The sequence below is a fragment of the Weissella muntiaci genome, from assembly GCF_008107635.1.
In the GTDB taxonomy this organism is placed as follows: Bacteria; Bacillota; Bacilli; order Lactobacillales; family Lactobacillaceae; genus Weissella; species Weissella muntiaci.
Window position 1 is genome coordinate 55917 of sequence record NZ_SDGZ01000003.1, and the last position, 13678, is coordinate 69594.

Sequence of the window (13678 nt, forward strand, 5' to 3'; positions counted from 1 at the left end):
GGTTAGTGGGAAATAACTTATTTCATAATGTCCATATTATCACGTAATTGACTTTCCGACCAAATTTCAATTCCTAAAGTTTCGGCTTTAGCTAACTTTGATCCAGCATCAGCTCCCGCAATTAAGAGATCAGTCTTCTTGGAAACGGACCCTGACACGGTTGCGCCCTGCTGCTCCAACCATTGTGTAGCTTCCGTTCTAGACATATCAACTAACTTGCCAGTTAACACGACCTTTTTATCCGTCAACATTGTCTCTTTAATGACGATTTCAGCGGTTGTATAGGCCGTATTGACACCCAAAGCAAGAAAGTCGGTTAGAAGTTCTTGAACATGGTCCGACTTGAAATATTGTTCAACACTATCGCCAATCGTCATCCCAATACCATTGATATTGGCGATCTCTTCGGCGGAAGCTTTAGCAAGCGTCATTAAATCATGGAAATTCTTTGCCAATAGAGTTGCAGCACGTGCACCAACGTTTCTGATACCTAAGCCGAAAATTAGCCGTTCAACTGAATTGTTCTTGGAGCGCTCAATCGCAGTTAATAGATTATTAACAGAAGTCTCTTTGAACTTATCAAGTTCCAATAATTGATCAGCTGTCAATCGGTATAAATCAGAAACTTTAGCAACAAGTTTGCGATCTAGTAATTGTTTTGCAACTTTAGGACCCAATCTGTCGATATCCATAGCATTTCGAGAAGCAAAATGCGTTAACGATTCAAGAATCTGAGCTGGACAAAACGGATTGATACAGCGTAGCGCAACTTCGCCATCAACATGAACCAATTCTGAATTACAAACAGGACAATGGGTTGGAATTGGGTAAGGAACACTATTATTTGGCCGTTTATCTGGGATCACACGGCCAATTTCTGGAATGATATCACCAGCTTTATGCAATGTGACGGTATCGCCAATTCTTACATCCTTTTCTAGTAAGTAATCTGGATTATGTAAGGATGCTCGTGCGACCGTGCTCCCCGCCAGAATAACCGGATTCATAACGGCCGTCGGCGTCACCGCACCTGTCCGCCCAACTGTCCACTCAATATCTAAAACGATTGTTTCAGCTTCCTCTGGTGGGAATTTATAAGCAATTGCCCAGCGAGGAACCTTAACTGTATTCCCTAATTCCTCATGATCTGCCAGTGTATTAACTTTAATTACGATTCCATCAATTCCATAAGCTAGCTCATCACGACTTGTTGTCTGTTGAGAAATGTATTCTTCGATATCAACAATCGTTTGTAATTCACGATTCAGTTGATTAGATGGCAGACCCAATTCAGCCAAACGAATAAGCAACTCGGCTTGCGTGCTAACACCTAACGTTCGTTCCGCGTCAACTACCTGATAGAAAAAAGCTGCTAACTTGCGCTCCTTCGTAATGTTGGCGTCAAGCTGACGGAGTGAGCCAGCTGCAGCGTTTCTTGGATTTGCAAAACTTGGCAAACCATCACGATCACGCTGCTCATTAAGCTCGGCAAACGAGGCTTTTGGCATATAGACTTCGCCCCGCACTTCAAATGTAACGGGTTCAGTTAATTTTTTAGGAATGTCGGCAATTTGTTTAACATTCGCAGTTACATCTTCACCAACACGACCATCGCCCCGCGTTGATGCTCGAACAAGCTCGCCATTCAGATATTCAAGGCTAATTGCCAAGCCGTCAATCTTTAGCTCAGCATTATAAACTAGTGCTCTATCAAAGTTTGCTTGCGTTGTTTCCATCCATTCGGCTAACGCTGAAATAGAGAAAACATCGCCAAGTGAGAGCATTGGAACTTCGTGCGTTACTTCAGGCAAATTGCTTTTAGTTACCGCACCACCAATCTGTTTGGTAATGGAGTCAGTACTGATTAAATCTGGATAAGTGTTTGCTAATTGAGTTAGCTCTTCATAGGTTTGATCATATAAAGAATCTTCAACCGAAGGAGCATCATTTTCGTAATATTCAACGGCCCATTGCTTCAGATTTTGTTCTAAAAGATCAATTTGGGCTTGGATTTCCGTCATATCTGAATTTGCCATCGGATAGTTACCTCACTTTTATTCAGCTTTTTGAATCGGTGCAAAGGCGGCCAATAAACGCTTAATTCCTTGATCTGGGAAGGCGATATCAAGTTCTTGATCTTCACCCGCTCCATTTGTCTTAACAATGCGACCAATGCCCCATTTTCTATGTGAGACGGCATCCCCAATCTGCCAATCTCCCTTCTCCGCACCAGTCGTAGGTCGAGTTGGTTGAACTGAAGATGTGCGATTGCTTTGACGACCGCTAAAGGTAGTTGATACAGCTTGCTGCGTCCGGCGTGCAAAAGGTAGGTTTTGCTCACTGTTTGCATGAGATGAGATCATTTGCCCCTCTGGTTGAGTAAGTAGACGCTGATCAATTTCTTGAATAAATCGAGAAGGTGGATTCGAAGAGGTCCGACCATATAACTGACGTGAATAAGCATTTGTTACGAACAATGCTTCCTTTGCACGTGTTATCCCGACATACGCCAAACGACGTTCCTCTTGCATTTGAGCTTCGTCTTCATTGGCACGAGCAAGTGGGAAAATCCCTTCTTCAAGGCCAACCAAGAAGACAACTGGGAATTCCAATCCTTTGGCCGCATGCAAAGTCATCAAGGTTACGGTATCGTTATCGGCTTCATCAACGTCATCTAAGTCTGAGACCAATGCCAACTCGCTCATAAAGTCGACATACTTAGAAACTGACTCTTCGGTAGGTTCGTAGTGATCATCAAATTGTTTAGTAACAGTTAAGAACTCATCTAGATTTTCCAGTCGGTTTTGATTTTCTGGAGTTGGTTGATCCAGAAGTTGTTGCCGGTAACCGGAACGATCCAAAATCTGATTGGTTAAGTCCGTTAAGCTAAGATCAAAGCTCTGTTGTTGTTGAAATTCATGGATCAAATCAGCAAATTCACCGAGCTTATTTACCGCACGGGCTTGCAATCCATTAACCAAACTAGCATTACTGGCTGCCTCTAGTAACGTCCAACCTTGTTGACCAGCAAAACCGCGTAACTTCTCTAACGAGGTTGTACCTAATCCACGTTTGGGCTCATTGACAACCCGTAAAAAACTTTCGTTATCGGCGGGATTCGTAGCCAGCGAAAGATACGCCAAAACATCGCGGATTTCCTTACGCTCATAGAACTTTGAGCCGCCAACCATTGTATATGGAATATTCGCCTTTACTAAGGCTTCTTCAATCCCACGGGACTGTGCATTTGTCCGATATAATACCGCAAAATCGGCATACCGTCGTGACTGATCTTCAACAGCTTTGCGCATTTGTGCAACCACAAATAACGCTTCATCACGTTCAGACTGACCACGATAATAGGTGATTTTTTCGCCGTCACCATTCGAAGTCCACAAATTTTTTGCGATTCGTTCACTGTTATTGGCAATCACTGCATTAGCCGCGTCAAGAATTGTCTGTGTTGAACGATAATTTTGCTCCAACATGACTGTTTTTGCGCTCGGATAATCTTTTTCAAAATTCAAGATTATTTGAATATTAGCTCCCCGCCAACCATAAATTGACTGATCGGAATCACCAACGACTGCCAGATTTTGATGTTTAGCAGCCAACATCGCAACTAACTGATATTGTGCATCATTTGTATCTTGATACTCATCAACGTGAATATAAGAAAACTTCTCTTGATAGTACGCCAAGACATCTGGTGCTTTTTCGAATAGCTCAATGGTTAACATAATTAGATCATCAAAATCGACACTTTGCGTTAAAGCTAATTGATGTTGATACTCTTGGTAGACTTTGGCTACCATTTTTTCGAAAGGAACCTGCCCCTTTTCAGCATTAGCAACATATTCTTCCGGTGTTTCCATTGCGTTTTTTGCATTAGAAATTGCCGATTGAATTGAACGTGGTTGAAATTTTTCAATATCAATATTCTGGTCGCGCATAATTCGCTTGATTAAGGTGCGTTGAGTTCCGGCATCAAGAATCGAAAAATCTTTTTTATAACCTAGGCGGTCAATATCACGCCGTAAGATACGAACAGCTAATGCGTGAAATGTGGATGTCCAAACCGCGTCAGCGACTTCACTGCCAACAAGTTGTGCGATCCGTTCCTTCATTTCACGCGCTGCCTTATTCGTAAACGTGATTGCTAAAATCCGCCATGGACGTACATCTAAATCATCAATCAAATGGGCTACCCGATGGGTCAACACACGCGTCTTTCCCGAACCGGCACCAGCCATGATTAATAACGGTCCTTCAGTTGTCATGACCGCTTCTGCTTGGCGTTCATTCATTCCGTCTGTTAACGTTGCCACGTTCCCACCTCCAATAATTAACGAATCTTCTTACCCCAATATTGATACAAATCAACCTTTAGAGCTCCATTATATAACTTGCGCTTTTTCGTTGCACGTTCACCATATGCATCTTCGAAGCCTTCATCAGAAGTCAAAATATATTTTGACCAAGTTGGCATTTGCCGATATACGTGCCCCATTTGAGAATACAATTGACGTACAGTTGCTTCGTCATCTAGTCGTTCACCATATGGTGGGTTAGAAACAATGATTCCATTGATTTTGTCAGTCGACCAATCTTTGGCAGCTAACTCTTCAAAATGAATATCCTCGCCCACGCCAGCAGCCTCTGCATTAGACTTTGCAATTTCGACCATTTCGGGATCAATATCATAACCAGAAATATCTAATTCAACGTCAAAATCAATTAATGCACGTGCCTCACGCTTAAGTTGCTTACCAATTTCAGGATCAAACCAATCCCAATTTGAAATATCGAATTCGCGATTTAATCCAGGGGCCATATTACGACCAATTAGAGCTGCCTCAATCGGAATCGTTCCTGAACCGGCCGTTGGATCGACAAATGGATTGTCTGTAAACCAGTGGGCAAGATTTACCAATGCTGCCGCCATGGTTTCCTTCAATGGCGCACCACCTTTTTCTGTACGATAGCCACGCTTGAATAATGATGCACCGGTTGTATCCAGTGTGATCATTACGTGGTTCTTATCAATAGCTGTCTCTAATGTATAGAGATTACCCGTTTCTGGAAGGGCACCACGTGAGTGATATACATCTGCTAGTTTCGTCGCAATTGCTTTCTTTGTGATAGCCTGAACCGTTGGAACGGAGTGAAGAATTGAATTCTTTGAACGTCCATTCACTGGAAATTCAGCGTCATAAGGCAATAACTCATCCCATGGTAAGGCTTTGGTTTGTTCGAATAATTGATCAAATGTTTTTGCATCAAATTCGGCAACAACGATTTTGATACGATCAGCTACACGTAACCAAAGGTTAGTCCGATAGATGTCAGAAATATCCCCGGCAAAACGCACTCTCCCATTTTCTGTTTGCGTTGCATAACCCATCTCTTTTAGTTCTTTGGCAACTAGCGCTTCCATTCCGGCACCCATTGTTGCGATCAGATTAAATGTCTTCATTATTATCACCTATTATCATTTCAAGTAAAATTGCAAAAAGAAAGCCGACGCCACGAGGACGCCGGCTCTGCCAGATGTATTAGCTATAAGCCATGTTTTGTTCCAGTATTAACTTGGCGAGTCAATACTGGCGGCAATCATCTATCTCAGGCATTGCTGCCTCCCCGACCATCATTTCATTTTATTAGGTCAAGCGCCCCTACCAAAGTTTGGGTTGCCCGCTCGAGGGGTTTACCGCGTTCCACCCACCGCATTTCTTTGGTGGTTCGTCACTGTGGCACCTTAACAACTAGTAAGCCGTAGTTTCCCTTAGGCTGTTCGTTGGCCGTCAACTACAAAGTAGCTGCCTAGGCTTATTTTTTCACCTAGCACGAACACTACTGGCATCTCAGCCAGTGCGAGCATGGACTTTCCTCATACTGGATAACCAGTACGCAATCACCCACTAATACATCAAACTAGAATAAGTATACACTAATTACGCTTCTTGTGTAGGGTTTTCTTGTACCCCTGCAGTAAAGGCGTCTGATGGTGTTCCAAATACCCGGCGTTCCAAATTTGACAAACGCTTTAGAATATCCATGTTAGTGTTCAAATTTGAGGCAGGGGCCTGCTTTGGTTGAGCAGTGCTTGCTGCAGAAATTTGTTTCGTAAGATCAGCAACTTGTGATTCTAACAAGTCAACCTTGGTTTGTGCCTCAGTGAGGTTACTTTGGTACGCTTGATAATCACCAATAATTTCATCAAGAAAGGCATCCACATCGGCCATATCATAACCGGTTCCAATACGGGTCTTCTTAAATTCCTTACTTAAAATCTCTTCGCGAGTATGTAAAACATTTTCCATCACGGAACTCCTTCGTGTACTGATATACATGTAATTGTAACATTCTTTACAGGTCAAGCAAATAAAAATTATCTAAATTCCAATTCATCTGCGAAATCTTGTAAACGATCAAAATCAATTAGGCGAATCGGATAATCATGATCAACCGCAAACTGCTTAGCAGCAAGATAGTCAAAGCGTGCCTTGGACTCCTCTGCACTATCATCATAGAAAAATACTGCCTGGTCTGTATGCTCCAGCATGAACCTTTGATAATTCTTAAGCTGGCTTGGATCACTGTAATCGAGCTGACTAACAGGTGCTGTATAGTCGACGGCTGCTTTGAGCTGACTCAATTTAGCCTGATTAGCTTCGTTCCACTGTTTTCCAAAATTATTAAAAGGCGTCATTAAAGCAACCTTGAGCTTCTGATCTTGGTCTTCTAAATTCAAGGCGGCATCGATCGACCATTGCTCAATTCCTAATTGTCCACCAGTGATTAGCCAATCTGCATCGTCTGCTATTAATTGTTGAAGAACCTTCTTCAAAGCAAAATCAATCACAACTTTCTTAGGATCCTTAGTACCCATGATACCAAGTTCAAAGCTTCTAAAACCGGTCATCCAGATTCTATTCATACGTTTGTCCTTTTCAATATTAGTTTCATTATACATTTCCGCCTTAAAGGTTAAATAAATTTGTGAACTTTTAATGCCTTTTTTGGTGAAATTTAGGCTGTTTTTAGGAGATTTTGCTTGCCTAATCGTCCCGAGCAGTGGGATAATACTCAAGATAGTATAAAGTGGAGGTTATTATGGTATTCAAATATCCTAATGGTCAAGAATACAAACCGCAAGCTTTGGTGCAAAGAAAACTTCAGGCATCATCGCAAAGTAGGCGTGGAATGTCGCTTGAAGCGGATATTAACGTGGCTAATGAATATTATCGTAAAGAAAAAATTGCTGTAATTTATAAAAAGCCAACGCCAATTCAAATCGTCGACGTTGATTACCCTGCCCGCTCCGCGGCTCGCATTACAAAGGCTTTTTTTCGTCAAGCCTCTACCACCGATTATAACGGAATTTATCAAGGGAAGTATATTGATTTCGATGCCAAAGAAACCGGTAATCTGAATTCCTTTCCTTTAAAGAATGTTCATGAGCATCAAGTTACACATTTGCAAGCGATTATGGAGCAAGGCGGTTTAGCTTTTATGATTATTCGCTTTACTCAACGCTCAGAAACCTATGTTATTTGGGCTAATTTATTAGTTGAGTTTTGGCAAAATCAAAATGTAGAGCGTAAATCGATCCCCTACAAAACAATTGTAGATCACGGAGCACTCGTGCCAAATAAGCTACAACCTACAACGCCCTATCTTGATGCAATTGATACATTAATACAAACAGAAAAAAGGAGTCCTAACTTATGAGTGAGGAAGTAACGCGCGCTAGCCGAAACGCATCAAAGCGCGGGCAAAAAAAGCGCAAGGTTCCCCGCGGGAATAAAAAGAAGGGCTTTGGCCACTATGCTAAATTAACACTACTAACCTTGGTAACGATTGGTGCAGTTGGTTTACTAGCCGGTGCGGGTCTGTTCGCTTATTATGCTTCATCAGCACCAAAAGTAACGAACGCTGCCCTTGTTGGCACACAACAATCAGAAATCCTTGATACTAAAGGTGATGTTGTTTGGACCTCTGGTACCCAAGATCGCAAGATTGCAGCTCAATCAGAAATTCCATCTATTTTGAAGAAATCCGTTGTATCGATTGAAGATCGACGTTTCTATCAACACGGTGGTGTTGATCTTCAAGGAATTGCCGGTGCAGCCCTTGGCGACCTAACTGGCTCAAGCTTAGGTATGCGTGGTGGCTCAACACTAACGCAACAACTTGTTAAGCTAACAGTTTTCTCAACTGCCGCTAGTGACCAAACATTGCGTCGTAAAGCGCAAGAAGCATGGTTAGCTGTACGTCTTGAAAAGAAATACTCTAAAAACCAAATTCTAACAATGTACATTAATAAGGTGTATATGGGAAATGGTGTTTATGGAATGAAGACTGCTGCTGAATACTATTATGGTAAGTCTATGGATCAGCTTTCGGTTCCGCAAATTGCCTTGTTAGCGGGTCTCCCCCAATCCCCGAGTGGTCATGATCCATACACTAACCCAACAGGAGCAACTCAACGTCGTAATACGGTCCTTGCAGCAATGGCCGAAACTGGTGCAATTTCAAAGAGTGATGCAAAGACTTATGCAGCAACCTCAATCAATGATGGATTATTGACTGAACATCCTGCAGCTGAGCAAACAGCCAAACTAGCTAAAGTTTCAGACGCCTACTTGACTTCAACAATTGCCGAACTTAAGAAAAAGGGCTACGACTTAGGCAACGATGGGATTATTGTTCATACAAATCTTGATATTGATATTCAACAAAAAGCATATGACTTGGCCAATTCAGACGATTCCCCACTTTATTGGATGGATGATGAAGTTCAAATTGGTGCAACGGTGCTTAATCCAAATAATGGTAAAGTCGTTGCCCAAATTGGTGGGCGTAAACAAGATACGACCTTTGGTCTAAATCGTGCCACGCAAACAACTCGTTCTTCAGGATCAACTGCTAAGCCAATTGTTGACTATGCGCCAGCGATTGAGAACTTAAACTGGCCAACCTATCGCGGAGTTGATGATTCACCTTACACCTATGCCGGCACGGATATCCAGGTTTATGATGCCGATCATTTGAATAAGGGCTACATTACCATGCGTCAAGCATTGGTCGAGTCTCGTAACATCCCTGCCATTCGTACTTTACAAGCAGTTGGAAATTCTAAAGCAACTACCTTCTTAGGTAAGCTTGGTATCAAACTCGATTCAGCTTTGAAGCCTGCAAGCGCCATCGGAATCAATGTCTCAACCGAGCAACAAGCTGCTGCTTATGCTGCCTTTGATAATGGTGGAACATACTACAAGCCGCAGTATGTTTCTTCAATTGATGAACGTAATGGTGAAACTAAGAAATTCGATAATCCTGGTACAACAGCCATGAAGTCATCAACTGCCTTCATGATGACTAGCATGTTGCAGTCTTACGTGAGTGATTCTTACGCAAAGTTCATTAATACATCATCTTACGCCCAAGGTGGAAAGACTGGAACTGTTAACTATGACTCAAATGTCAGCGTGCCAACCAATGCAGTCTCTGATTCATGGTTTACAGGTTTCACCAAGGCAATGTCGATCTCTGTTTGGACCGGTTATGATAGTCCAAATGATCCTGGGAACTACCTTGCTCAAACCGCTTCGGCTAGTTCGCCACAGTATCTATCGCTTTACTTCTACAAGAACTTGATGCAATACATCATGACCGATTCGAATCGTGATGGTAGTTCTTGGTCGATGCCTTCAACGGTCGACAAAGTAACGAAGTACGGGAATACTGAATACGAAGTTAAAGATGCAAAGTTCACAGATCCTGGGATCACGTCTTCTAAGACAACTTCCAGCAGTGCTACTACAAGTTCAACATTGACTAGTTCAGTGATAGCGTCAAGTAGTTCTTCTTCAAGTAGTTCAGCCGCAAGTACCTTTACAGGAACAGCTGGAAACAACACTACTACTGAGAGTTCCAATTCAGGTTCTAGCTCAGCAACAACGACAACAAATACACAATAATTAAAAAGATCCACAACATAATACATAATGTTGTGGATCTTTTTTTGCTAGTATTTACATTCTCATTTTGACGCTCAACCTTACTTAAGCATGTGATTATTAAGACGTTGGAAGCGCCAGAGTTTATAACTTTCTCGTAGCGCCAAACCAAGCGCTATTACTGCGATGATCTGAATTGCTCCAATTCCAAGTGTTTTATAGGTAAAGACTGCGATAATCACCCCTGAAATGAAAAAAGCAATTACCAAGGCGTAATTCAGAAATTTACGATACGCAACCTCATTTTTCTCACTTATCATATCGTAAAAATTAATTGCTAGGCTTTTCAGATTACCTGTTGTAAATAAGTTTGTATACGGAATCCCATCAATCTTGTCAAATGTAACCCATTGAATTGCAGCCGTGAAGGCAATTGCAGTCGTAACAAGTACTTGATTACGATTAATATTAGCAAACCCAAGTAGAAAGAAAATAACAGCCTCAAAATATAAGATATAGAGGCGCCAGAAATATATCTTGCTAGTACTAAAGATTCTGATTAAATGTTTTGCCATCACGATGCCAACCAGAAAGGCTAACGTCGATAATAGCTTCTTTCCAACATTGATCCAATCACCATCTGACGCTTGAATAATTGCCAGGACTAGATTACCCGTCTGTGCAGAGGCAAAGGCTCCATAATGAATAAAAGTATAACCGTCTAATGAACCACCAATTAGGCTAAGAATTAAACCCACTGATTGGCGTTCATGAAAAGAATGATCCATCTCTGCTCCTTTAATTATTTTCATGTTCTAATAAAATTAGGAACATAATTTGTCCACAATTTAGTCTAATTTAGCATTTAAAATATATATCATAAGCACATCGAATACAAATAATATTCAACAATGACTGGATGAGTATCGCTTGTTCAGGAAAGTGATTATTAAATGCCCCGAAAAATCTAACCACTAGAATAGGAGTATGCTATGCGATCATTAGAAGCAATCGGTATCTTGTTCACCATCATTGGCAATAGCTGTGGGTTATTAATTATCTTTGTCCCATTCGGTTTCACAAAGCAAGGCGCAAATATCAATTTGGGATTGTTTATCACAATGGCGCTCGCCCTAGTGATCGCGACATTTTTATTCTCTCAAGCCGTGATCAATATAAAAAGGCAAAATTATATTGAATAAAATTCATGGTGGCTAAGGACTTATCTCATCTCTCAAAGGGGCGATGAAATGAGCCCTTTTTATAGTGCACTCCAATCAACTTTTGAAAGATCAATATCCAATGGAATATCTGGCACATCATCAACCTTGGTCTCAGCACGATTCTGTCGATATTCACGATTTGCAATCACTTCTTGAACAGAACGATAGTTTTTCTTCTGCCAAGATACTAAGATTGTTTCAATATAACGCAAACTGAGCGCCTGGTTTACAACAGCTTCTTGTAATGCCTGCTTAATCATCGCGGGTTCAAAATGATCTTTGTTAAACCAAGCACCAATCGTTTCATATTCCATCGGGGTTAGTTGGCGGCCAAACTCTTGCTCAAGCATCTGGTAAACTTCAGTTCGGTTATTGGATTGCACCTGCTTTACAACCGGTTCGTTGATTCGCTCAGCGACAGCTCGCTCTCCATCTAGACTAATTTCTAATAATTGTTCAAGTAACGGTTCAAAATTTAATACTGTAATCACTCGCCCCGTCTCATCACGGTGTGTGTCAAAACGCAGTAATCCCTTACCTCTAAGATCAGTTAGATGCCCGAAAACGACCTGAGGTGTCCATCCTAAACGAGCACCAATCTTCTCAGTACTAGGTTCATTTGAGCCACCATCAATCATCATTTTTACCTGTAGATACACCAAAAATTCATCGTTAGACATTCCTAACTCAATGTAATGAGTTAGCAAAAAATTATTAATTGTCGTGTTTTTTGCCTGTAAATATGCTGATAAATTCTTGTATTCTGCCATAATAACCTCAATATTTTAACTAAAAGAACCGGCCAAATCAGCCGGTTCTCTTATTTATGCCGAAAAGCTTAACTTCATTCTATCACGAATTTAGTCTGTGGATTAATCGATTTGAGTATCTACAACGTGGGTCTCAATTCCGATCTGTGAGCTGGCCATTTCATAGTCAGCAACCGTGATTTCTGAGGTGCTTGCTAGCAGATGGAAGGTCCCGCCTAAGTTCTCTGTAACGTACTTAGTATCAATTAACCCATTCTTTTGATAGAACCGATACCGTCTGGTACGTTGCTCCTCATTAGGTGCATCGGAACCAGTCAATTCACTCTCCAAGATAATTCCGCCTGGGTAAGTACTTTTCAAAGCATTTAACGCCTTTGATCCAAGCCCGCCACTTCGCTTCGACTCATCGATTGCAAAGTATAATATAAAGCTTTTCTGATGATCTAACTCAATATTCAGAACAATCCCAACTGGTTGCTCGTCTTCGATCAAGGTGTTTAGCTTAATCATCTGATTTGCCTGAGCAATTCTAATTAAATCATCAAAATCAATGCGCTCATAAGGCGGAAAAGCGGCTAAATAGATACTCTGCCAGTATTGGTAACCATCTTGTGTTAATTCTTGTAGTTGCATAGAATCCCCCAAAGTAATTTTCATCAAAATTTACTGACTACCCTCACTATGCTACCAGAAAAGCAAATTCTTAGCATGTTTATGAATTAAAAAAACAGCCAGTTCATTGAGACTGACTGCTTTAAAAACTAGAACTTCTTTTTTACATCATCAACAACATCTTCTGCATGTTCTTTTAGATCGTCAACGGCCTTACGTGCTTTTCCCGTCAAACCTTCGAGTTTTCCCTTAGCTTCTGACTTAGAATCACCGGTCGCCGCCCCTGCAACTTCCTTTGCCTTACCTGAAACTTGTTCTGCTGTCCCCTTAACTTGTTCATCCAATGTCATTACTTAGTTCCTCCTCATAATTTTACAGAAATAAAAACCATTTCTTGAGTTCATTGTAACTCATTTTTGTTTTTTACTGGTCAATAATGAACTATTTCGATATAAAAAACCACAGATAGATCTGAGATCATCTCTGTGGCAAATTTGAAGAGTTCTTCAAATTATTTTTGAGGGCGCAAACTACTGTGCAGAATTCGTTTGCTTGTATATTATATCACTATCACACCAGTTACTTATTTCACAATATCATAAAATCTGTCTATTCAGGCTTATTTTCCTGAACAACATCTGCTGGATGTTTAACTGGCGCATACAATGAAAAGACCTTCATTTCTTCTGATCCGATATTTGTGATGTTGTGCCAGACGTTCTTGGGAACAATCACCGTTTGCTCAGCTGTAACAGTCTTTTCAAAAGAGATTTGGTCCTTTGCGTCTCCCATTTGAACTTTGCCGGTTCCGGCTGCTAGGTACAACATCTGATCGTGATCCCGATGAATCTCCATCCCAATATCACCGCCACCTGTTGGAATACTCATTAAAGTAATTTGGAACTCTTCACCCGTCCAAATTGCTTCACGATAGTTCTCATTTAACTTGGCCATCTCAACCAAATTTGCAACAAATGGTTGCTTACCACTATCTTTAAATTGCTTAACCATATTTAGAATCTCCTTTAACTTTGGCTATCTTCACAAGTTCATTGTATCACTTATTATACTTAATAGATTGGTACACCTTTAGTCCAAAGTATGAAAA

Annotated in this window: 13 protein-coding genes and 1 other RNA gene; 3 read left to right on the forward strand and 11 right to left on the reverse strand. The window is 41.1% G+C overall.

Going from position 1 to position 13678, the window contains the following annotated elements; genetic code table 11:
• Positions 1 to 17 precede the first annotated feature (17 nt).
• The 6 genes from ligA to ESZ50_RS00355 all read right to left on the reverse strand — a co-directional run bounded on the left by ligA (position 18) and on the right by ESZ50_RS00355 (position 6940).
• Entirely contained in the window at positions 18 to 2036 is a 2019-nt protein-coding gene (ligA, locus tag ESZ50_RS00330; protein WP_148621602.1) for an NAD-dependent DNA ligase LigA, read from the reverse strand.
• A gap of 18 nt (positions 2037 to 2054) precedes the next feature.
• The gene (gene pcrA / locus ESZ50_RS00335) at positions 2055 to 4307 is read right to left on the reverse strand and encodes a DNA helicase PcrA (RefSeq protein ID WP_148621694.1); all 2253 of its coding nucleotides are present in this window, start codon (positions 4305 to 4307) and stop codon (positions 2055 to 2057) included.
• 38 nt (positions 4308 to 4345) lie between these two features.
• Complete coding sequence (locus tag ESZ50_RS00340) at positions 4346 to 5476, reverse strand: THUMP domain-containing class I SAM-dependent RNA methyltransferase (RefSeq protein WP_148621603.1); 1131 nt, start codon at positions 5474 to 5476, stop codon at positions 4346 to 4348.
• A gap of 81 nt (positions 5477 to 5557) precedes the next feature.
• Positions 5558 to 5926, reverse strand: an RNA gene (gene rnpB / locus ESZ50_RS00345) — RNase P RNA component class B.
• Between the two features lie 28 nt (positions 5927 to 5954).
• Complete coding sequence (gene gpsB / locus ESZ50_RS00350; protein WP_148621604.1) at positions 5955 to 6323, reverse strand: cell division regulator GpsB; 369 nt, start codon at positions 6321 to 6323, stop codon at positions 5955 to 5957.
• Between the two features lie 68 nt (positions 6324 to 6391).
• A complete protein-coding gene (locus ESZ50_RS00355) occupies positions 6392 to 6940 on the reverse strand; it encodes an SLOG family protein (RefSeq protein WP_148621605.1) in 549 nt (182 codons plus the stop codon).
• A 176-nt stretch (positions 6941 to 7116) separates the two neighbouring features.
• Between ESZ50_RS00355 and recU the strand changes: the two genes are divergently transcribed.
• Positions 7117 to 7734: a Holliday junction resolvase RecU gene (recU, locus tag ESZ50_RS00360; RefSeq protein WP_148621606.1), complete on the forward strand. Its 618-nt coding sequence runs from the start codon at positions 7117 to 7119 to the stop codon at positions 7732 to 7734.
• On the forward strand, positions 7731 to 9986 hold the full coding sequence (locus ESZ50_RS00365) for a transglycosylase domain-containing protein (RefSeq protein WP_148621607.1): 2256 nt from the start codon (positions 7731 to 7733) through the stop codon (positions 9984 to 9986). Before recU ends, ESZ50_RS00365 begins: the two co-directional genes overlap by 4 nt.
• Positions 9987 to 10066: 80 nt before the next feature.
• Here the strand turns inward: ESZ50_RS00365 and ESZ50_RS00370 are convergent, their stop codons facing one another.
• Positions 10067 to 10753 carry a YoaK family protein gene (locus ESZ50_RS00370; protein ID WP_148621695.1) on the reverse strand — a complete coding sequence of 229 codons (687 nt, stop codon included), beginning with the start codon at positions 10751 to 10753 and terminating at the stop codon, positions 10067 to 10069.
• A 204-nt stretch (positions 10754 to 10957) separates the two neighbouring features.
• On the opposite strand from ESZ50_RS00370, the gene ESZ50_RS00375 reads away from it, so the two are divergent.
• Positions 10958 to 11167, forward strand: coding sequence for a hypothetical protein (locus ESZ50_RS00375; RefSeq protein WP_148621608.1), 210 nt, complete (start codon positions 10958 to 10960; stop codon positions 11165 to 11167).
• A gap of 59 nt (positions 11168 to 11226) precedes the next feature.
• On the opposite strand, the gene ESZ50_RS00380 is transcribed toward ESZ50_RS00375, so the two are convergent.
• The 4 genes from ESZ50_RS00380 to ESZ50_RS00395 all read right to left on the reverse strand — a co-directional run bounded on the left by ESZ50_RS00380 (position 11227) and on the right by ESZ50_RS00395 (position 13581).
• Entirely contained in the window at positions 11227 to 11958 is a 732-nt protein-coding gene (locus ESZ50_RS00380; protein WP_148621609.1) for a DnaD domain-containing protein, read from the reverse strand.
• A gap of 102 nt (positions 11959 to 12060) precedes the next feature.
• Positions 12061 to 12591 carry a GNAT family N-acetyltransferase gene (locus tag ESZ50_RS00385; RefSeq protein WP_148621610.1) on the reverse strand — a complete coding sequence of 177 codons (531 nt, stop codon included), beginning with the start codon at positions 12589 to 12591 and terminating at the stop codon, positions 12061 to 12063.
• A gap of 128 nt (positions 12592 to 12719) precedes the next feature.
• Positions 12720 to 12920: a CsbD family protein gene (locus ESZ50_RS00390; protein WP_148621611.1), complete on the reverse strand. Its 201-nt coding sequence runs from the start codon at positions 12918 to 12920 to the stop codon at positions 12720 to 12722.
• Positions 12921 to 13179: 259 nt separating this feature from the next.
• Positions 13180 to 13581 (reverse strand): cupin domain-containing protein, encoded by a 402-nt coding sequence (locus tag ESZ50_RS00395; RefSeq protein ID WP_148621612.1) that lies wholly within the window; start codon positions 13579 to 13581, stop codon positions 13180 to 13182.
• Between the last annotated feature and the right edge of the window lie 97 nt (positions 13582 to 13678).

Coding starts and splice junctions, on each gene's coding strand:
- ESZ50_RS00390 (WP_148621611.1), bottom strand. CDS start 12,920: ATGACATTGGATGAACAAGTTAAGGGGACAGCAGAACAAGTTTCAGGT.
- ESZ50_RS00380 (WP_148621609.1), bottom strand. CDS start 11,958: ATGGCAGAATACAAGAATTTATCAGCATATTTACAGGCAAAAAACACG.
- ESZ50_RS00395 (WP_148621612.1), bottom strand. CDS start 13,581: ATGGTTAAGCAATTTAAAGATAGTGGTAAGCAACCATTTGTTGCAAAT.
- ligA (WP_148621602.1), bottom strand. CDS start 2,036: ATGGCAAATTCAGATATGACGGAAATCCAAGCCCAAATTGATCTTTTA.
- recU (WP_148621606.1), top strand. CDS start 7,117: ATGGTATTCAAATATCCTAATGGTCAAGAATACAAACCGCAAGCTTTG.
- ESZ50_RS00385 (WP_148621610.1), bottom strand. CDS start 12,591: ATGCAACTACAAGAATTAACACAAGATGGTTACCAATACTGGCAGAGT.
- ESZ50_RS00355 (WP_148621605.1), bottom strand. CDS start 6,940: ATGAATAGAATCTGGATGACCGGTTTTAGAAGCTTTGAACTTGGTATC.
- ESZ50_RS00370 (WP_148621695.1), bottom strand. CDS start 10,753: ATGGATCATTCTTTTCATGAACGCCAATCAGTGGGTTTAATTCTTAGC.
- ESZ50_RS00375 (WP_148621608.1), top strand. CDS start 10,958: ATGCGATCATTAGAAGCAATCGGTATCTTGTTCACCATCATTGGCAAT.
- ESZ50_RS00365 (WP_148621607.1), top strand. CDS start 7,731: ATGAGTGAGGAAGTAACGCGCGCTAGCCGAAACGCATCAAAGCGCGGG.
- gpsB (WP_148621604.1), bottom strand. CDS start 6,323: ATGGAAAATGTTTTACATACTCGCGAAGAGATTTTAAGTAAGGAATTT.
- pcrA (WP_148621694.1), bottom strand. CDS start 4,307: ATGAATGAACGCCAAGCAGAAGCGGTCATGACAACTGAAGGACCGTTA.
- ESZ50_RS00340 (WP_148621603.1), bottom strand. CDS start 5,476: ATGAAGACATTTAATCTGATCGCAACAATGGGTGCCGGAATGGAAGCG.